Below are 19,011 nucleotides of genomic sequence, written 5' to 3'. Positions count from 1 at the left end.
GCTTAACAAATTTGCAAAATGTATTGGCGCGAGATTAAGCCATTTGGTACTTTCCGGCCTTATATTTTGTAACCTGAAAAAAGAAGATGAGAATTATTTTCATATAGCCATCTTCTCCAGTATCAAACGCACGGCTTAGATAGGGTAGGCGTGTGAAGAATCGACGCAAGACAGCCGAACGAGCCGTCAGTAATAAAGAAGTCGGTGATAGCAAGAAGTAAAAAAAGAACCTGACAGTAGCAAAAAAAACTCCTGCGCTGTACAGGCCCCAAAAGGGGATTACACAGCTGGCGAAGGCCAGTAATTATAATGAGTGGAGTATCAACACAATGTCCATCATCACAAAAAAAAGTCTGTTAGCAGCGGGAATTTTTACTGCGCTAATCGCGGGCAACGTTGCAATGGCTGCAGACGTTCCGGCAGGGGTACAGCTGGCTGAAAAACAGACGCTGGTACGTAATAACGGTGCGGAAGTTCAGTCTCTTGACCCGCACAAAATTGAAGGTGTTCCTGAGTCTAACGTTAACCGCGATCTGTTCGAAGGTCTGCTGGTCACTGACGTTGACGGCCATCCGGCTCCGGGCGTGGCAGAAAAATGGGAAAACAAAGATTTCAAAGTCTGGACCTTCCATCTGCGTAAAGATGCGAAATGGTCCGATGGTACGCCGGTTACCGCCGAAGATTTCGTTTATAGCTGGCAGCGCCTGGCGAATCCAAACACCGCCTCTCCTTATGCGAGCTATCTGCAGTACGGCCACATTGCCAATATCGATGACATCATCACCGGCAAAAAGCCTGTTACCGATCTGGGCGTAAAAGCCATTGACGCTAACACCTTCGAAGTCACGTTGAGCGAACCTGTTCCGTACTTCTATAAGCTGCTGGTTCACCCGTCTGTCTCTCCAGTGCCAAAAGCGGCCGTAGAAAAATTCGGTGAGAAATGGACCCAGCCTGCAAACATCGTCACTAACGGTGCCTACAAACTGAAGGCCTGGGTTGTGAACGAACGTATCGATCTGGAGCGTAATACCAATTACTGGGATAACGCCAAAACGGTCATTAACCAGGTGACCTACCTGCCAATCTCTTCTGAAGTGACCGACGTTAACCGCTACCGCAGCGGCGAAATCGACATGACCTATAACAACATGCCGATTGAACTGTTCCAGAAGCTGAAAAAAGAGATCCCGAAAGAAGTGCATGTTGATCCGTACCTGTGTACGTACTACTACGAAATCAACAACCAGAAAGCGCCATTCACCGACGTGCGCGTGCGTACCGCACTTAAGCTGGCATTGGATCGCGACATCATCGTTAACAAGGTGAAGAACCAGGGCGATCTGCCAGCATACAGCTACACGCCTCCGTACACCGACGGAGCTAAACTGACCGAGCCAGACTGGTTCAAAATGACCCAGGAACAGCGTAACGCCGAAGCGAAAAAACTGCTGGCTGAAGCGGGTTACACCGCCGATAAGCCGCTGACCTTCAGCCTGCTATATAACACCTCTGACCTGCATAAAAAGCTGGCTATCGCCGTTGCGTCCATCTGGAAAAAGAACCTGGGTGCGAACGTGAAGCTGGAAAACCAGGAGTGGAAAACCTTCCTGGATAGCCGTCATCAGGGCACCTTTGATGTGGCGCGTGCGGGCTGGTGTGCGGATTATAACGAACCGACATCCTTCCTGAACACCATGCTGAGCGACAGCTCAAACAACACCGCGCACTATAAGAGCCCGGCGTTTGACAAGCTGATTGGCGACACGCTGAAAGCGACCGACGAGGCGCAGCGTACCGAGCTGTACTCGAAAGCCGAGCAGCAGCTGGATAAAGACTCCGCGATCGTTCCGGTTTACTACTACGTTAACGCCCGTCTGGTTAAGCCGTGGGTAGGGGGTTACACCGGTAAAGACCCGATGGATAATATCTACGTTAAAAACTTGTATATTATCAAGCATTAATGGCAATGAGTGGGGCGGGCATGCTCGCCCCACGGTGTCTAACCAACGTCACATTATATAGGCACACGCCAGAAGGTACGGGCAATGTTGAAATTTATCCTACGTCGCTGTCTTGAAGCGATTCCAACGCTATTTATTCTCATCACGATTTCATTCTTTATGATGCGTCTCGCGCCGGGAAGTCCATTTACCGGCGAACGTACGCTGCCGCCAGAGGTTATGGCGAATATCGAAGCGAAATACCATTTAAACGATCCTATCTCCACCCAGTACTTCAATTATCTGAAGCAGCTGGCGCACGGTGATTTTGGCCCGTCATTTAAATATAAAGACTATTCCGTTAATGACCTGGTGGCGTCCAGCTTCCCGGTATCGGCTAAATTAGGTGCTGCGGCATTCTTCCTGGCCGTCATTCTCGGCGTCACTGCCGGCGTTATCGCCGCATTAAAACAAAATACCAAATGGGATTATGCCGTAATGGGGGTCGCAATGACCGGGGTGGTTATCCCCAGCTTCGTTGTCGCGCCGTTACTGGTGATGATATTTGCCATCACGCTGAAATGGCTGCCCGGAGGCGGCTGGAACGGCGGGGCGCTGAAGTTTATGATTTTGCCGATGGTGGCATTATCTCTGGCATACATAGCCAGTATTGCGCGTATCACCCGTGGGTCGATGATTGAGGTTCTGCACTCCAACTTCATTCGCACCGCGCGCGCTAAAGGGCTGCCGATGCGTCGAATTATCTTCCGTCATGCGCTCAAGCCTGCGCTGCTCCCCGTGCTCTCCTACATGGGGCCGGCGTTCGTGGGTATTATTACGGGTTCAATGGTCATCGAAACCATCTACGGCCTGCCGGGTATTGGCCAGCTGTTCGTTAACGGTGCGCTTAACCGCGACTACTCGCTGGTATTGAGTCTGACGATCCTCGTCGGTGCATTAACCATCCTCTTTAACGCCGTGGTTGATGTGCTGTATGCCGTTATCGACCCGAAAATCCGTTACTAACTGGAGCACGCCATGATGTTGAGTAAGAAAAACAGCGAGGCGCTGGAAAACTTCAGTGAAAAACTGGAAGTAGAAGGCCGTAGCCTCTGGCAGGACGCCCGTCGCCGCTTTATGCATAACCGTGCAGCGGTCGCCAGCCTGGTTGTGCTGGTGATCATCGCGCTGTTTGTGACTCTGGCCCCGATGCTGTCGCAGTTCACCTATTTCGATACCGACTGGGGCATGATGTCGAGCGCGCCCGACATGGAGTCCGGGCACTATTTCGGCACAGATTCATCAGGCCGTGACCTGCTGGTTCGCGTGGCGATTGGTGGCCGTATCTCCCTGATGGTCGGCATTGCCGCCGCGCTGGTGGCGGTGATCCTCGGCACCCTTTACGGTTCACTTTCTGGCTACCTGGGCGGTAAAGTCGACTCCGTGATGATGCGTATGCTGGAGATTTTAAACTCCTTCCCGTTCATGTTCTTTGTGATCCTGCTGGTGACCTTCTTTGGTCAGAACATCCTGCTGATCTTCGTCGCCATCGGGATGGTTTCCTGGCTGGATATGGCGCGTATCGTGCGCGGTCAAACCTTGAGCCTCAAACGCAAAGAGTTTATCGAAGCGGCGCAGGTTGGCGGCGTGTCGACCGGCAACATCGTTGTTCGCCATATTGTTCCAAACGTGCTGGGCGTGGTGGTGGTGTATGCCTCACTGCTGGTGCCAAGCATGATCCTGTTTGAATCTTTCCTGAGCTTCCTGGGTCTGGGTACGCAAGAGCCGCTGAGCAGCTGGGGCGCACTTCTGAGTGACGGCGCAAACTCGATGGAAGTCTCTCCGTGGCTGCTGCTGTATCCGGCGGGCTTCCTGGTGGTGACCCTGTTTTGTTTCAACTTTATCGGCGATGGCCTGCGTGATGCCCTCGATCCGAAAGACCGTTAAGGAGCGCCGTCATGACAATTATTGAAACGGCAACTGCGCCGCAGGTGCAACAGCAGGGCAACGTGCTGCTGGATGTGAAAGACCTTCGCGTCACCTTCAAAACGCCTGATGGCGATGTCACCGCCGTCAACGATCTCAACTTTAACCTGCGCGCAGGCGAAACGCTGGGGATCGTGGGGGAATCCGGTTCGGGTAAATCCCAGACGGCGTTCGCGCTGATGGGGCTGCTGGCATCAAACGGCGTGATTGGCGGTTCGGCGACATTTAACGGTCGCGAGATCCTCAATTTGCCCGAGCAGGAGCTGAACAAGCTGCGCGCCGAGCAAATTTCGATGATTTTCCAGGACCCAATGACGTCACTGAACCCGTACATGCGCGTGGGCGAGCAGCTGATGGAAGTGCTGATGCTGCATAAAGGCCTGGGGAAAGCCGAAGCCTTTGAAGAGTCCGTCAAAATGCTGGACGCGGTGAAAATGCCGGAAGCACGCAAGCGCATGCGCATGTATCCGCATGAGTTCTCAGGCGGTATGCGCCAGCGCGTGATGATCGCAATGGCGCTGCTGTGCCGGCCAAAGCTGCTGATCGCCGATGAGCCGACCACTGCTCTTGACGTCACCGTTCAGGCGCAGATCATGACCCTGCTCAACGAGCTTAAGCGCGAATTCAACACCGCCATTATCATGATCACCCATGACCTGGGCGTAGTTGCCGGTATCTGCGATAAGGTGCTGGTTATGTACGCCGGGCGCACCATGGAGTACGGCCAGGCACGCGACGTGTTCTATCAGCCAGCCCACCCGTATTCCATTGGCCTGCTGAACGCCGTTCCGCGACTGGATGCGGAAGGTGAATCTCTGCTGACGATCCCGGGCAATCCACCCAACCTGCTGCGTCTGCCGAAAGGCTGTCCGTTCCAGCCGCGCTGCCCGCACGCGATGGAAATCTGCAACAGCGCGCCGCCGCTGGAAGAGTTTGCACCAGGCCGTCTGCGCGCCTGCTTTAAGCCGCAGGAGGAGCTGGTATGAACGCATTAGACGAAAAAAGAAACGTGCTGCTTGAGATAGCCGATCTGAAAGTGCACTTTGATATTAAGGACGGCAAGCAGTGGTTCTGGCAGCCCGCCAAAACGCTGAAAGCGGTTGATGGCGTTACGCTGCGCCTGTACGAAGGGGAAACCCTGGGCGTGGTGGGCGAGTCCGGCTGCGGGAAGTCGACCTTTGCGCGCGCCATTATCGGCCTGGTTAAGGCCACCGACGGGAAGGTCGCCTGGCTGGGTAAAGACCTGCTGGGCATGAAGCCGGACGAGTGGCGCAACGTGCGCAGCGACATCCAGATGATTTTCCAGGACCCGCTGGCGTCGCTCAACCCGCGCATGACCATTGGGGAGATTATTGCCGAGCCGCTGCGCACCTATCATCCGAAGATGGCGCGTCAGGAAGTCCGTGACCGCGTGAAGGCAATGATGCTGAAAGTAGGGCTGTTGCCTAACCTCATTAACCGCTACCCGCATGAATTTTCCGGCGGTCAGTGCCAGCGTATCGGTATTGCGCGTGCGCTGATCCTCGAGCCGAAGCTGATCATCTGTGATGAACCGGTTTCGGCGCTGGACGTGTCAATTCAGGCGCAGGTGGTCAACCTGCTGCAAAAACTGCAGCGTGAGATGGGGCTGTCGCTGATCTTCATTGCGCACGATCTGGCGGTGGTGAAGCACATTTCCGACCGCGTGCTAGTGATGTATCTGGGCCATGCCGTGGAGCTGGGTACCTACGATGAGGTGTATCACAATCCGCTTCATCCTTACACCAAAGCCCTGATGTCCGCGGTGCCTATTCCAGACCCCGATCTGGAAAAAAATAAAACCATCCAGCTTCTGGAAGGGGAACTCCCGTCACCGATTAACCCGCCTTCCGGCTGCGTATTCCGCACGCGCTGCCCGATGGCCGGGCCGGAATGTGCGAAAACACGACCGGTTCTTGAGGGCAGTTTCCGACATGCGGTTTCCTGCCTGAAAGTAGACCCGTTATAATCGCAAGGGCTGACATGATGTCAGCCCTTATCTTTTGGCGAGGTTACCGTGTCGCGATTATTTACGTCGGTCCGTCAGCGGCTTTATCATCTTTTATTCGATCCTAAAACCGTTTCCGGACGCCGCTTTGAAGGGCTTTGCGGGCTGTTTGCGCTGCTCAGCGTCATTATCATTTTTATTGAATCCGGTGCCGGGACGCAGTATCACCTGACGTTTGATGAATGGCACGTTTTTGTCTGGCTGGAACTGATTGTTACCCTCGTCTTTACCCTTGAATATGTGTTGAGGACAATCACCTGGCCGAATCCGACAAAATACGTTTTCAGCTTCTGGGGATTTATTGATTTAGCCACTATCTTGCCGCTTTACGTGATGTGGCTCTGGCCGGAAATTAGCCTGAACTATGTCTTCGCCTGGCGCGCGATGCGGGCAATTCGCGTGTTGCGTATCCTCAAGCTGCTGCGATTTATGCCGTCGTTACGGGTGTTTTGGAGTGCGATAGTCAGCGCGCGCCACCAGCTGATCCTCTTCTATTCGTTTATCGCTATCGTGATGATTGTCTTTGGCTCGCTGATGTATTTAATCGAAGGGCCGAAATACGGTTTTTCCACGCTGAATGCGTCAGTTTACTGGGCTATCGTGACGGTCACGACCGTTGGCTACGGCGATATCACTCCGCATACGCCGCTTGGGCGCATCGTTGCTTCCGTGCTGATCCTGATAGGTTATTCTGTGATCGCAATCCCGACGGGGCTGATTACCACTCACATGAGCAGCGCGTTCCAGAGCCGCAAGCAGCAGCGCAGGTGTCCGAGCTGCGGCCAGGGTGAACATGAACACAGCGCACGATTTTGTAACCGCTGCGGAAGTGCGTTACCGGATTAAATAAAAAAGGCTGCCATCGCAGCCTTTTTTATCATTCGCGCCAGAGAATATGGCACAGCTTGTGGTCTTTCTCTCGACACAGCAGCACGCGCGCGAAGATGTCGTTAATTTCGCCGCCGTCTTCATCGGCCAGGCCAATCACCACTTCGGCAAAGAAATCAGGATTCAGGTCGAAATCAACGTGTTCAGCCCAGTCCTCCGCAGGGTCGAACAGCTCAGCACCGCCGCGTTCTTCAAACTGCAGATTAAAGAGGATCACGTCAGCGGGATCGAGGTTATCAACCGCCAGTTCGAGAAAAATGTCGTAGGCCTGCTCGAGCGTTTCGTCTTCGGTCAGGCGATTGTTCAGATCCATTTCCATGATGACTACCTAATTAACATCGTTGGGCACGTTTTACAGCAACGGGCTAAAGAAGTAAAACAGTCGTTCGGCAATTCGCTGCCAGAGCGGGCGTTTCACCCACAGCCGGGCATCAAGCAGGCGTGAACGGGAGATATAATCGTCCTGAACCGCGGCCAGATCGCCGCCAAAACCGGCATCGTCGATCACCAGCGTGATTTCAAAGTTCAGCCACAGGCTGCGCATATCAAGATTAACCGTGCCCACCAGGCTCAGCTCGCCGTCGACCAGTACGCTCTTGGTGTGCAGCAGCCCGCCTTCAAACTGGTAAATTTTCACGCCGGCAGCCAGCAGTTCCGTAAAGAACGCCCGGCTGGCCCAGCCGACCAGCAGGGAGTCATTTTTGCGCGGCATGATGATGCTGACGTCAACGCCGCGCTGTGCGGCGGTGCAAATGGCGTGCAGCAGATCGTCGCTCGGCACAAAGTAAGGCGTCGTCATGATCAAGTATTCACGCGCCGAGTAGGCCGCAGTGAGCAGCGCCTGATGGATCAAATCCTCCGGAAAGCCCGGCCCGGAGGCGATAGTGTGAATGGTATGACCGCTCGCTTCTTCAAACGGCATGATATTGCCGTCCGGCGGCGGCGGGAGAATACGTTTACCGGTTTCGATTTCCCAGTCGCAGGAGTAAACGATCCCCATAGACGTGGCGATGGGGCCTTCCATCCTCGCCATCAGGTCAACCCATTGCCCAACCCCCGAATCCTGCTTGAAGAAGCGCGGGTCGACCATGTTCATACTGCCGGTATAGGCAATGTAGTTATCGATCATGATCATTTTGCGGTGCTGACGAAGGTCCATTCGGCGCAGAAAGACGCGCAGCAGGTTGACCTTCAGCGCCTCGACCACCTCAATGCCGGCATTACGCATCATCCCCGCCCACGGGCTGCGGAAAAAGGCGACGCTGCCGGCGGAATCCAGCATCAGTCGGCAGTGGATGCCCCGGCGCGCGGCGGCCATCAGCGACTCGGCCACCTGATCGGCCATCCCGCCAGGCTGCCAGATATAGAACACCATCTCGATATTATGGCGAGCGAGCTGAATATCGCGGATAAGCGCCTGCATCACATCATCGGAGGAGGTTAACAGCTGGAGCTGATTGCCTTTTACCCCACCGATGCCCTGGCGGCGCTCGCACAGCTTGAACAGCGACGAGGCGACGCTGCTGTTCTCTTCGGCAAAAATATGTTTGCAGGCCTTAAGGTCGTTCAGCCATTTCGCGGTCGAAGGCCACATGGCGCGGGCGCGCTCGGCGCGGCGCTTGCCCAGATGAAGTTCACCGAACGAGAGATAGGCGATAATACCCACCAGCGGCAGAATATAGATAATCAGAAGCCAGGCCATGGCAGAGGGTACGGCTCTGCGCTTCATCAGGATGCGTAACGTCACACCCGCGATTAACAGCCAGTATCCCAGAATGACCAGCCAACTCACCACGGTGTAGAAGGTTGTCATAGACAGAAAAATCCTTTTGAAAGCGTATTGTTATGAGTGTACGCATCAGGATTCATCTGGTAAATAAAAACGCCAGATAAAAGCGCTGGCATGCCGCTGGGTTGGGTTTATAATGGCGCCTCTGTTAGAGAATGAGTTGTAGACATGAAGCGCAGTAGAACAGAAGTAGGGCGCTGGCGCATGTTGCGACAGGTGAGTCGTCGTAAGGCTCGTTGGCTGGAAGCACAATCCCGCCGCAATATGCGTATACACGCCATCAGAAAATGTGGACTGAACAGACACCGTAATGCGTTACTGTTCGCAGTCCAGGATATCTGAATAAAGCAGGGCACCGTCAAGGTGCCCATTGTTTATATAAAGGCTATCAATTTTTGCAGTCTATCCCCTCCTGATATCCGCGCTATACTGTGCCCCCCTAACGTCATGAAATTAAAAGATGAATCCGTATCTCTGGGTTTTTATTGTGCTTATGGCGCTGGATGCGCTCAGGGAAGATTTAGGGCTGTCATCATTCTCCTCGCTGGCAGAATATATTTTCGCCTGGGGAGCGCATTGGCTTAATTAAAAGGATAAAAGGAATAAGGAATGAAGGGAAAAATGGTAGCGGCACTTCTGGGCGTGGTGGTAATCAGCGGCTGTGCCAGCACCAAAACCTCGCCAGAGCGACACGCCTTCTATTTTGTGTCGCATAAATCCAGCTTTATCGGCGGAAACTACACCTCGAGCGTCTCGCAAAATTATCGACTTAACGTGCCTCAGTTCAAAGAGCTGTATGCTCAGGGCAAAAGCGATCGCGCAGCGGGACGCACGCCAGATGAAGCCCGGGAGTATGCGCAAAGCATCCGCGAACAGCTGAAGAAAGAGGCGAACACGGACCAGTCCTTCACCGGTAATGCGAGCGATAAATGGTCTTCAAAGATGGAGCCGAAGGACGCTGTTTTATTCGGCAATGAACTGGCCGCGACTTATCTTGATGGCTATAACGGCGTACAATAGGTCCACTGATTTGGGGGATACCGTTTTTGCAGCGGTATCCCCGTTGTTTTTAGCAAAAGGAGGGAGAAGTGTTTGCGGAGTTTGGTGTACTGAATTTCTGGACCTATGTTGTCGGCGCATTTTTTATCGTACTGGTACCGGGGCCAAACACCCTGTTCGTGCTCAAGACCGGGATTGGTCACGGCGTTAAGAAAGGCTACCTCGCCGCGACCGGCGTGTTTATCGGTGATGCGGTACTGATGTTCCTGGCCTGGGCGGGCGTTGCGGCGTTAATTCAGACCACGCCCGTCCTCTTCAATATTGTCCGCTATCTGGGGGCGTTCTACCTGCTGTGGCTGGGTGGGAAAATGCTCTGGTCGGTGATCACCCGACAGAATAATGCCCACGAGAGCGGCACGGAGCCGGCCAGTGCGATCATGAAGCGCTCGCTGGTGCTGAGCCTGACGAATCCAAAAGCGATTCTGTTCTACGTTTCGTTCTTTGTGCAGTTTATTGACGTGCGTGCGGAAAATACGGGGACCTCGTTCCTGATCCTCGCCATCACGCTTGAGCTGATTAGCTTTATGTATATGAGCTTCCTGATTTTTTCTGGTGCATTTGTTACCCGTTATCTGAAAACCAAAAAGAAATTGGCAAAGTTGGGGAACGGTCTGATAGGGCTGCTGTTTGTGGGATTCGCGGCGAGATTAGCGTCGCTGCATTAAGTGAAATTAAGGCTCCTGAGGGAGCCTTTTTAATTATTTACTGCGAATGAACATTTCTTTCGAGGAGTAAACAACCGAGTTATCAGGGATATCTTTATTGATGAACGTTAAGGCACCAATCGTGACGTTATGACCGACGCTGATATCACCAAGAATACAGGAGTTAGCGCCTATTTCGACATTGTCCCCGATAGTGGTAAAACCTACGTCTTCATCCCGGCGAGCGCCGATAGTGACCCCCTGGCGGATAACCGCATTTTTGCCAATTACGGTATGACCACGCATAACAATGCATGAAAAATGAACGATCTTCATGCCCGCACCAATCCGCGCCTTAGGATTGATATCTATCGAGTATTTGCGGTTAAGCGATGACATTCTGTTCTTTGCGAAGTGACTTAACCCATATTTATTGGTTTGATATAAGTAGGTCCATATCCGGTACCAGAAGTAAAAACGGCGGTCTTTGCACTTTATTGCGCGACGTATCGTTCTTGCCCAGGAGAAGGACTTACTCCCTTTTTGAACTTCTTCTTTGAGACATTCCGTTAAATTTAAATACATTAAGCTATAACCAAACTTTATTTTTTTCAGAAAAATCTGAGCGCTAATGTAATGTTTATCTGCAGTCTGGTCTACGGTTCATCGTAAAGAATACGCATCAGCCTGCCAAAATAATTTCTTTGACACTGTCCGGGTATTTAGTTGTATAGTACAACTAAATAAGGGAGAAAAAGAAATGCACAACAACACGCCCGTCGTTAACGATATCCGTACTGCCTCGCGCCTGATGGTCAGGGAGTTGGGGTTTATGTCCGCCACGCTCGCCTCAACGGACTACTCGCCCTCTGCCGTTCACACCCTCGTTGAAATAGCATTGCGAAAAGAGATGACCGCTGGACAGCTGGTGCAGCTGCTGGGGCTGGAAAAATCCAGCGTTAGCCGCCTGCTGGCGCGCCTGATTGCCGCCGGTGAACTTGAGGAGGGGATATCCCCGCACGATGCCAGAGCGAAATCTCTCCGGCTGACGGAAAAAGGGCGCGCGACGGTTGAACAGATCAATGCCTATGGCAGCAAAAGGGTGATCTCGGCGCTCAAGTCGCTCAGCGCCACGCAGCAACAGTCGATTGCTCAGGGCCTGTCACTTTATGCTCAGGCGCTGCTGTCGTGCCGGGAAAACGAGAGTGACGCACAACCCGACGCGCTCCAGATCGTTCAGGGCTATCTTCCCGGAATGATTGGCCGCATCGCGGAGATGCACGGGTGCTACTACGCGCGAGAGCACAGTTTTGGTCGCTTCTTCGAGGCCAAAGTGGCTGCGGGACTGGCGGAGTTTAGTGACCGTATCGACAAGCCCTGCAACCGGATCTGGCTGGCGGTTATGAACGGCAGGATTGTAGGGTCGGTAGCCATAGATGGTGAGGACCTTGAACAGGGAGAAGCCCATCTGCGCTGGTTTATTCTCGATGATGGGTGCAGGGGAAACGGTGCAGGTAAAAAACTGCTGACGGAAGCGATAACGTTTTGCGACGGTTACGGCTTCTCTGCGGTACATCTCTGGACGTTCAATAAGCTCACCGCGGCCCGCCGTCTGTACGAATCATTCGGCTTTACGCTGGTGAAAGAGTGGGAGGGCGATCAGTGGGGAAGCCTCATTACGGAGCAACAGTTTACGCGGGTCCGTAAGGGATAAGCATGTAAAAAAGGCCCCTTACGGAGCCTTATTTACATCAGAACACTTTCTTATACGGTCGTACGGTCACTTTGGCGTAGACGCCAGCGGCAACATAAGGATCTGCTTCCGCCCATGCGTTTGCGGCTTCAAGAGACTCAAATTCGGCAATCACCGTGGAGCCGGAAAAGCCCGCAGCGCCAGGATCGTTACTGTCGACCGCAGGCATAGGGCCAGCGGTCAGTAACCGGCCTTCATCCTGCAGCAGCTGCAGGCGGGCAAGATGGGCTGGACGCACTGAAAGGCGTTTTTCCAGGGAATCGGCGTTATCTTCAGAATAAATCACGTAAAGCACGGTGAAGCTCCTTAACCGTTAAAAGTGTCATTTACGTTATGTGAAAGCAGAAATGACTGCAATGTAAAGATAGAAACAATGTTAATACCCTGATCTGAATGCGCCTTTTTTGGCCTCTGTTGCGCTTAAATTGCCTCAGAACAAAGTGTCTTATTGAATATGATTGCTATTTGCATTTAAAATCAGGGTTCGGTTTTTTAACGTTGATGATTATGACTTCGATGACCCTTGATTTACCTCGCCGCTTTCCCTGGCCGACGCTGCTTTCTGTCGTTATTCACGGTGCTGTCGTGGCGGGTTTACTCTATACCTCGGTTCATCAGGTTATTGAAATGCCAGCGCCCGCGCAGCCAATTTCTGTGACCATGGTATCGCCAGCAGATCTTGAGCCACCCCAGGTTGCGCCGCCACCGCCTGAGCCGGTTGTAGAACCAGAGCCGGAGCCAGAACCCATTCCGGAGCCGCCGAAAGAAGCGCCCGTGGTGATCCATAAACCGGAACCTAAGCCAAAACCAAAGCCGAAGCCAAAACCGGTGAAGAAGGTGGAAGAGCGTCCTAAACGTGAAGAACGCCCGGTTGAGCCGCGAGCGACCCAGCCTGTTGAAAATGCGGCTCCGTCACGTCCATTAATGAACAATACCGCAACGGCTGCGAAGCCGACGGTCACCGCGCCGGCGGGGCCGCGCGCCCTGAGCCGCAATCAGCCGCAGTATCCTACCCGTGCGCTGGCGCTACGCATTGAAGGTCGTGTACGAGTGAAATTCGACGTTACGCCTGATGGCCGTGTGGAAAATGTTGAGGTCCTTTCCGCGCAGCCTTCAAACATGTTCGAGCGTGAAGTGAAAACCGCAATGCGCAAATGGCGCTATGAAGCGGGTAAACCCGGTAAAGGATTGATAGTCAATATTGTTTTCCGCGTGAACGGCGGGGCACAGATGGAATAAAAAAAGCCTCCGAAAGGAGGCTTTTTTTACGGGGCGTCAGGTTTTTGGAAACTGGCGAGGTTTACCCTCGTTATCGACCGCCACATAAATAAACAGCGCTTCTGTGGCCTTATAGCGCTGCCCGATGGGTTCAGAAGATACCTTTTTCACCCACACTTCAATGTTGATAGAAATAGACGTATTGCCGCGCTTCACGCAGCGTGCATAGCAGCAAACCACATCGCCCACCGCAACGGGACGCAAAAACGTCATGCCGTCCACACGAACGGTAACAACCCGACCATGCGCTATCTCTTTTGCCAGAATCGCGCCGCCCATATCCATCTGCGACATTAGCCAGCCGCCAAAAATATCGCCATTGGCATTGGTGTCCGCGGGCATTGCCAGTGTGCGTAAAACCAGTTCGCCCTGAGGGGCGTCATTTGTTGTCATTGTTTTAACTCGTAACTGAAGACTTCAGGCGGGATGCTACTATGATTTTTAACCGGAGAGAATAGGGGAAAGCGCCCGCGGTGCGGGCACTTGGGTATTAGAACGTCATGGTTACACCGGCATAATATGCACGGCCCGGTTCGTTGTAGGTTGATGCACCGTCATTCTCGCGGTAAATCTGCTTATCAAAGAGGTTGCTGATCCCGGCGTTCAGGCGAAGGTTTTTCGTCAGCTGATAGTTACTGCCGATCCCAACGATGGAATAGGCGCCGATCTCTTTATCGGACATGGCGCTTTTCTCATTGCGGATCTCAGCATTCTCCCGCGGCTTCTGGCGGCCGTACATTGTCCAGCTAACGTTCGCTGAAAGTTTGCTGTTAACCTCCCAGTCGAGCATCGTGTTGACGGTGTATTTGGGGATAATCGACAGCGGGTTACCGGTGTCTTTATTTTCAGACTGGATCATATACGTCGCATTAGTACGCCAGGTTAAGGTGTCGCGGATGACCGGTACGGTCAGATTACCTTCCAGCCCCTCAACCACGGCCTTCCCACCGTTCTCCCACTGAAGGATGTTTACGCCGCTGCTTGTCTGCCCCAGTACGTCCGTGCCTGAAACGATCTTGTTCTTGTAGTCGTTACGGAACCAGGTGATGCCGGCCTCGTAGCCTTCCAGCGCAAAAGCCAGCCCTATCTCTTTATTCACGCTGATTTCAGGATCCAAATCTGGATTGCCTAACAGGTAACAGCTTCCCTCGGCGACGTTAGTCGGGCAACCGTTGCCGCGGGTAGAAAGTAAATAGCCTTCGCTTGACTGGTAAAGGTTAGGCGCTTTAAACACCCGCGCGATGCCCGCTTTAACCTTGAACATTTCGCCGACGTCCTGAGAAACGTTCAGGCTTGGGCTCCAGTTGCTGCCGAATTCATTGTGATAATCAAAGCGAATCCCAGGGATCAGGTTAGTGCCCTGGCGCGCTTCAATATTGTCCTCAAGATAGATACCGGTGAGGTCAGCACTGTTTTTGCTATTGCGTTCAGACGCCGTGCCGGGAACGCCGTTAATCACTTCTCCCGAAACGTTCGTCGCCTGCATGGACGCCGGGTCATTAAGTTCATCGCGATTCCACTCTGCGCCCAGCGTAAGAGTCTGTTCGACTAGCCAGAACAGCGGAATGTTTAGCTCGCCCGTGGTACGGTATGACTCGAGCCGGCTTGTATCGTATTTGTCGCTGTTGATCATCCCCTCAACTTTGCCCGTCGAACCTTCCTCCAGGCGGGTGTTGTTGGTTTTTTCGTAATAGACACCGAATTTCGACTGCCCCCAGTCCCAAATCCCGTTGTGGGTTAGTCCATACGACTGCCGGTACATACGGTTGGTTTCGTGTCCATACAGGGACGACACGACGCCGTTTGGGCTGAGGTTGCCGTTGCTGTACTGCGTATCGCCTGCATAAATGTTGCCCTGGCGACTGTATGAATAATCAAAATCGATTATCTGCTGCGGCGTGAGTTTCCACGAGAGCAGAGCGTTGATATCTTTGTTGCGCACGCCTTCGCGCCCGGCGGCATAGGAACCATTTTGTGCCGTATTGATATCCTGAGCGTCCGCGTCGGTTTTGTTGATATTGCCGTACAGGCGCATGGTCAACGCATCGCCCGCGAGCGGGCCGCTGAGGTCAAAGTTTGCGCGTTTGGTCGCCCCCTCTTTATCATTTTCGGGCTGATTGGTGTAAAGGGAAAGCGAGCCGTGCCAGTCGTTGGTCGGGCGCTTGGTGATGATGTTGACGACGCCCCCTGCGGCACCGGAACCATAGCGGGCGGCTGCCGGCCCACGAAGAACCTCAACGCGCTCGACCATTTCTGGCGGTACCCAGTTAGTGTCTCCGCGCGTATCGCGCTCGCCGCGCCAGCTGTAGCGCACCGAGTTGCGTGAGGTGACCGGAACCCCATCAATCAGAATCAGGGTATTTTCCGGCCCCATACCGCGAATATCGATCTGACGATTGTTACCTCGACTGCCCGTCGCGCTGTTTCCGGTGAGGTTAACCCCGGGCATTTTACGAATAATTTCTGAAAGGTCGTTAACCGGGGGATCCTTCTCAATATCCTTTGCCGTGATGATGGAGACCCCCGGCTGCTGCTTCAGCGCCTCTTCGGCCGTCGCCTGAACGACCATGGTTTCCCCATCAGCGAGGTTTTCGTCTGCTGCGTGCGCGCCATGGCTTAATGCCGCAAGGATGGCCAACGTAAGAGAAGCGGGGGTAAATCTTATTATATTATTCATCAACTCGTTTCCATTTGTTAAAAATGCGAGAATGAATATTAATGATAGTGATTCTCATTACAATAAAGTGACGACAATCTCCACAAAATCTTCATGATTCAGACATTGTTGATGAAGGAAATGTTGATTGTGAAAGGAAAGAGGAGAAGGGCCAGATCGCGGCGCGATCTGGCCAAACGGATCAGTGCTTGTCGTCCTGAGGCATGTGTCTGTAGATATAGACGCCACTTAGCAGCGTGAAGATAAGCGTCAGGGCGGTCAGGCCGAAGACCTTAAAGTTGACCCAGATGTTCTGAGGCAACCAGAAGGCGATATAGATATTCGCCAGGCCACACAGGATGAAGAACACTGCCCAGGCGATATTCAGGCGCGACCACACTGCCTGTGGCAGCGTCAGCTCTTTACCCAGCATGCGCTGAATGAGGGGTTTTTTCATCACCCACTGGCTTATCAGCAAGGCACCCGCAAACAGCCCGTAAATCACGGTCACCTTCCACTTGATGAATTCATCATTGTGGAAGAACAGCGTCAGGCCACCAAACACAGCCACCATGATGAAGGTGATTAGCGCCATCTTTTCCACTTTGCGATACCGAACCCAGCTGTAAATCAGCACGACAGCCGTAGCGATAATCAGTGCCGTTGTCCCGGCATAAATGTCGTACAGCTTGTAAAACGCGAAAAAGACCACCAGCGGTAAAAAATCAAGAAACTGCTTCATTCTACGATCCCACTTACTGACGAATTAACATATACAGGCGGAACAAGTAGACCAGCAGAACTGCTGAAATCAGGTTGCTCAGCGTATTGGCAACGACCGCGCCGACGTTCGGCGTTAACACGGCAAAATTTGGTGCAAACAACAACAGGAGCGTTTTAGCAAGCAGCCAGCCGATAACGGCAGGCGCCACCAGACGCATGTTAGCCCACGCCAGTCGTATGCTGCTGCGCATCGCCGTGAATATCCCCATTTTATCCTGCACAACCATAATGGGGGCGAAGGAAAGGACAATCGCCAGCAGCACGCCCGGCACCACGACCAGCATAATCCCCATTTGCACCAGCAGGGTGGTTAAAAAGATGAGGATAAAGAGCTTGGGCAATACGGGAGCACTTGCGCCTATTGCACGTAATGCGCTTACGCGATGACCGGCAGACACCAGCTGGATCATCAGCAGAACGCCACCCGCCAGAACCGCATTACCGATCAGGCCAGAAAACGTCGATGCTGCAGAGGCGCGCAGCAGGATTTGCTGCTGGTCCGGCGTCATGTTTTGCACCAGCTCAAACAAGCCGACGCTACCTGCAAGGTGATCCCCCTGGCTCAGACTGGCAATCTGTTCTTCACTTGGAGAGAACGCGTGACCGAGCACCACGGTGATAAAGGCGCATAACAACGCGATCAGCAAAAAGGTAATGAACTGATTGCGGAAAAAATTCCCGGTGTCACGGTAGACAGACTTCGCCGTGATAGACATGCACTCTCCTTGAGTATTGCAGGTGTTAATTAGCCGGCAATTGTACACCGGATAAGAGTGCCGTGGCAGCATCAAGGCTTGTATGGAAAAGCATATCTTTGTAAAGCGGCGGTAATTTTAAGCCTGTCACAAAAATTTGATGTAGAGACAACCTGGCATCTTATGTTTGATTATCAAAAATTAACCCAGATCAATGAATGTTAAGTTACTGGTTCTAATGTGATCTGTGTTAGATCACTTATTACTTATTTGTGAGTATATTGCCTCCGCTATGAAAACCACAACGATGGAGCGGATATGAAAAAATTAGCGGTGGCAGCCCTTATCTTAAGCAGTATCTCTGGCGGCGCGTATGCGCATGAAGCAGGCGAATTCTTTATTCGTGCCGGTTCGGCAACGGTTCGCCCAACGGAAGGGTCTGATAACGTGCTGGGAATGGGCGGTTTTAACGTCAGCAACAACACCCAGCTGGGTTTAACCTTTACCTATATGGCCACGGATAACATCGGCGTCGAGCTTCTGGCCGCAACGCCATTTCGTCATCGCGTTGGTTTAGGACCGACCGGCGATATCGCCACGGTGCACCATCTGCCGCCAACGCTGATGGCGCAGTGGTACTTTGGTGATTCCAGCAGCAAGGTGCGTCCGTACATTGGCGCCGGGGTGAACTACACGACGTTCTTCGATGAGAAATTTAACGACACGGGCAAAGCGGCCGGGTTAAGCGATCTCAGCCTGAAAGATTCATGGGGGATGGCGGGGCAGGTTGGTCTGGATTATCTGATTAACCGCGACTGGTTGATAAACGCCTCGGTCTGGTACATGGATATCGACACGGACGTACGCTTTAAAGCGAACGGCGAGCAGCAGAGTATTAGCACGCGCCTGGATCCGTGGGTATTTATGTTCTCCGCGGGTTATCGCTTCTAAGCAATAAATCTACTGGCCGCACCGCGGCCAGTAGAGGTTCAGAAGCTGGGGTAAACGGGTCGCTCATCCAGCTTTGCGCAATGTCTGAGCATGGATTCGCCATCATACAGGTAGCTGAACGCGTCGCTTGAAACTGAATGGAACAAAATATCGCCGTTCGCAAAAGGAATGATTTCCGTATCACCGGACCGTTTATGGCCTGCGCCGGTTTCAAAATTACCCTGCCATTTTTCCTGAGTATGTCCATAAAGATGGAGAATAACTTCCACGACGCCCCTGTCAGGGCAGTTCAGTCGTAAAAGAGTGGATGAGAAATTCAGAGACGAAGCGTGAAGTGGCACAAAAAAGATAAAGCAAAATAATAATCTAAAAAACATCAACCCAATAAAGCCTTGCTCAAACCAGGAATGGGATTTTACTTAAGTAAAAAAATTTAGCTTTGCCGTGGATCAATAAGGCTTAGTTTTCAAGAGCATGTCAGCGTTGGCCAGAATGGCTGACGCATTATCAGACGATATATCCCTGTTAAGCCAATAATTACGGTATGGTGGTTGTTCAATACA

The 19,011-nt window shown here is 52.7% G+C and carries 22 protein-coding genes and 1 pseudogene; 13 read left to right on the top strand and 10 right to left on the bottom strand.

Annotated elements, in window-relative coordinates:
• Positions 1-329: 329 nt before the first annotated feature.
• The 6 genes from oppA to VPX56_RS12945 all read left to right on the top strand — a co-directional run bounded on the left by oppA (position 330) and on the right by VPX56_RS12945 (position 6,798).
• A complete protein-coding gene (oppA, locus tag VPX56_RS12970; protein ID WP_131632393.1) occupies positions 330-1,961 on the top strand; it encodes an oligopeptide ABC transporter substrate-binding protein OppA in 1,632 nt (543 codons plus the stop codon).
• A gap of 84 nt (positions 1,962-2,045) precedes the next feature.
• Complete coding sequence (oppB, locus tag VPX56_RS12965; protein ID WP_131632394.1) at positions 2,046-2,966, top strand: oligopeptide ABC transporter permease OppB; 921 nt, start codon at positions 2,046-2,048, stop codon at positions 2,964-2,966.
• 12 nt (positions 2,967-2,978) lie between these two features.
• Positions 2,979-3,887 (top strand): oligopeptide ABC transporter permease OppC, encoded by a 909-nt coding sequence (gene oppC, locus VPX56_RS12960; protein WP_131632395.1) that lies wholly within the window; start codon positions 2,979-2,981, stop codon positions 3,885-3,887.
• 11 nt (positions 3,888-3,898) lie between these two features.
• The gene (gene oppD / locus VPX56_RS12955) at positions 3,899-4,912 is read left to right on the top strand and encodes an ABC transporter ATP-binding protein (protein WP_131632396.1); all 1,014 of its coding nucleotides are present in this window, start codon (positions 3,899-3,901) and stop codon (positions 4,910-4,912) included.
• Positions 4,909-5,913 (top strand): murein tripeptide/oligopeptide ABC transporter ATP-binding protein OppF, encoded by a 1,005-nt coding sequence (gene oppF / locus VPX56_RS12950; protein ID WP_131632397.1) that lies wholly within the window; start codon positions 4,909-4,911, stop codon positions 5,911-5,913. Before oppD ends, oppF begins: the two co-directional genes overlap by 4 nt.
• A 48-nt stretch (positions 5,914-5,961) precedes the next feature.
• Positions 5,962-6,798, top strand: coding sequence for an ion transporter (locus VPX56_RS12945; RefSeq protein ID WP_326466782.1), 837 nt, complete (start codon positions 5,962-5,964; stop codon positions 6,796-6,798).
• A 31-nt stretch (positions 6,799-6,829) separates the two neighbouring features.
• Here VPX56_RS12945 and VPX56_RS12940 read toward each other — a convergent pair whose 3' ends face one another.
• Positions 6,830-7,159 carry an HI1450 family dsDNA-mimic protein gene (locus VPX56_RS12940; RefSeq protein WP_003856748.1) on the bottom strand — a complete coding sequence of 110 codons (330 nt, stop codon included), beginning with the start codon at positions 7,157-7,159 and terminating at the stop codon, positions 6,830-6,832.
• A 33-nt stretch (positions 7,160-7,192) separates the two neighbouring features.
• Positions 7,193-8,653, bottom strand: a complete 1,461-nt coding sequence (gene cls, locus VPX56_RS12935; RefSeq protein ID WP_131632399.1) for a cardiolipin synthase — start codon at positions 8,651-8,653, stop codon at positions 7,193-7,195.
• Between the two features lie 144 nt (positions 8,654-8,797).
• Between cls and VPX56_RS12930 the strand changes: the two genes are divergently transcribed.
• The 4 genes from VPX56_RS12930 to leuE all read left to right on the top strand — a co-directional run bounded on the left by VPX56_RS12930 (position 8,798) and on the right by leuE (position 10,353).
• Positions 8,798-8,971: a YciY family protein gene (locus VPX56_RS12930; RefSeq protein ID WP_017384232.1), complete on the top strand. Its 174-nt coding sequence runs from the start codon at positions 8,798-8,800 to the stop codon at positions 8,969-8,971.
• 118 nt (positions 8,972-9,089) lie between these two features.
• On the top strand, positions 9,090-9,218 hold the full coding sequence (locus tag VPX56_RS23035; RefSeq protein WP_407655043.1) for a KPN_01571 family protein: 129 nt from the start codon (positions 9,090-9,092) through the stop codon (positions 9,216-9,218).
• A gap of 20 nt (positions 9,219-9,238) precedes the next feature.
• Positions 9,239-9,649: an Exc2 family lipoprotein gene (locus VPX56_RS12925; RefSeq protein ID WP_326466778.1), complete on the top strand. Its 411-nt coding sequence runs from the start codon at positions 9,239-9,241 to the stop codon at positions 9,647-9,649.
• Between the two features lie 68 nt (positions 9,650-9,717).
• Positions 9,718-10,353 carry a leucine efflux protein LeuE gene (gene leuE / locus VPX56_RS12920; protein WP_131632401.1) on the top strand — a complete coding sequence of 212 codons (636 nt, stop codon included), beginning with the start codon at positions 9,718-9,720 and terminating at the stop codon, positions 10,351-10,353.
• Positions 10,354-10,386: 33 nt separating this feature from the next.
• Here the strand turns inward: leuE and VPX56_RS12915 are convergent, their stop codons facing one another.
• Positions 10,387-10,731: a serine acetyltransferase gene (locus VPX56_RS12915; RefSeq protein WP_242673375.1), complete on the bottom strand. Its 345-nt coding sequence runs from the start codon at positions 10,729-10,731 to the stop codon at positions 10,387-10,389.
• Positions 10,732-11,092: 361 nt separating this feature from the next.
• Between VPX56_RS12915 and VPX56_RS12910 the strand changes: the two genes are divergently transcribed.
• A complete protein-coding gene (locus VPX56_RS12910; protein WP_131632403.1) occupies positions 11,093-12,046 on the top strand; it encodes a helix-turn-helix domain-containing GNAT family N-acetyltransferase in 954 nt (317 codons plus the stop codon).
• A 37-nt stretch (positions 12,047-12,083) separates the two neighbouring features.
• On the opposite strand, the gene VPX56_RS12905 is transcribed toward VPX56_RS12910, so the two are convergent.
• Entirely contained in the window at positions 12,084-12,380 is a 297-nt protein-coding gene (locus tag VPX56_RS12905) for a YciI family protein (RefSeq protein ID WP_131632404.1), read from the bottom strand.
• Between the two features lie 221 nt (positions 12,381-12,601).
• Between VPX56_RS12905 and tonB the strand changes: the two genes are divergently transcribed.
• On the top strand, positions 12,602-13,324 hold the full coding sequence (gene tonB, locus VPX56_RS12900; protein WP_207389434.1) for a TonB system transport protein TonB: 723 nt from the start codon (positions 12,602-12,604) through the stop codon (positions 13,322-13,324).
• A 36-nt stretch (positions 13,325-13,360) separates the two neighbouring features.
• Here tonB and yciA read toward each other — a convergent pair whose 3' ends face one another.
• The 5 genes and pseudogenes from yciA to VPX56_RS12875 form a co-directional block, all read right to left on the bottom strand.
• Positions 13,361-13,756, bottom strand: a complete 396-nt coding sequence (gene yciA, locus VPX56_RS12895; RefSeq protein WP_326466769.1) for an acyl-CoA thioester hydrolase YciA — start codon at positions 13,754-13,756, stop codon at positions 13,361-13,363.
• Positions 13,757-13,853: 97 nt separating this feature from the next.
• Positions 13,854-16,040 carry a TonB-dependent siderophore receptor gene (locus VPX56_RS12890; protein ID WP_326466767.1) on the bottom strand — a complete coding sequence of 729 codons (2,187 nt, stop codon included), beginning with the start codon at positions 16,038-16,040 and terminating at the stop codon, positions 13,854-13,856.
• Between the two features lie 181 nt (positions 16,041-16,221).
• Positions 16,222-16,761, bottom strand: coding sequence for a septation protein A (locus VPX56_RS12885; protein WP_131632407.1), 540 nt, complete (start codon positions 16,759-16,761; stop codon positions 16,222-16,224).
• Between the two features lie 13 nt (positions 16,762-16,774).
• On the bottom strand, positions 16,775-17,518 hold the full coding sequence (locus VPX56_RS12880; protein ID WP_131632408.1) for a YciC family protein: 744 nt from the start codon (positions 17,516-17,518) through the stop codon (positions 16,775-16,777).
• Positions 17,519-17,543: 25 nt separating this feature from the next.
• Positions 17,544-17,633: pseudogene (locus tag VPX56_RS12875) on the bottom strand (YkgJ family cysteine cluster protein); the annotation flags it as partial.
• Positions 17,634-17,815: 182 nt separating this feature from the next.
• Here VPX56_RS12875 and ompW point away from each other — a divergent pair.
• On the top strand, positions 17,816-18,448 hold the full coding sequence (gene ompW, locus VPX56_RS12870) for an outer membrane protein OmpW (protein ID WP_131632409.1): 633 nt from the start codon (positions 17,816-17,818) through the stop codon (positions 18,446-18,448).
• Between the two features lie 38 nt (positions 18,449-18,486).
• Here the strand turns inward: ompW and VPX56_RS12865 are convergent, their stop codons facing one another.
• Positions 18,487-18,717 (bottom strand): hypothetical protein, encoded by a 231-nt coding sequence (locus VPX56_RS12865; protein ID WP_263609527.1) that lies wholly within the window; start codon positions 18,715-18,717, stop codon positions 18,487-18,489.
• Between the last annotated feature and the right edge of the window lie 294 nt (positions 18,718-19,011).

This window comes from Enterobacter wuhouensis, assembly GCF_035835995.1.
GTDB lineage: Bacteria > Pseudomonadota > Gammaproteobacteria > Enterobacterales > Enterobacteriaceae > Enterobacter > Enterobacter wuhouensis.
This window is presented reverse-complemented; position numbering and strand designations above follow the sequence as displayed.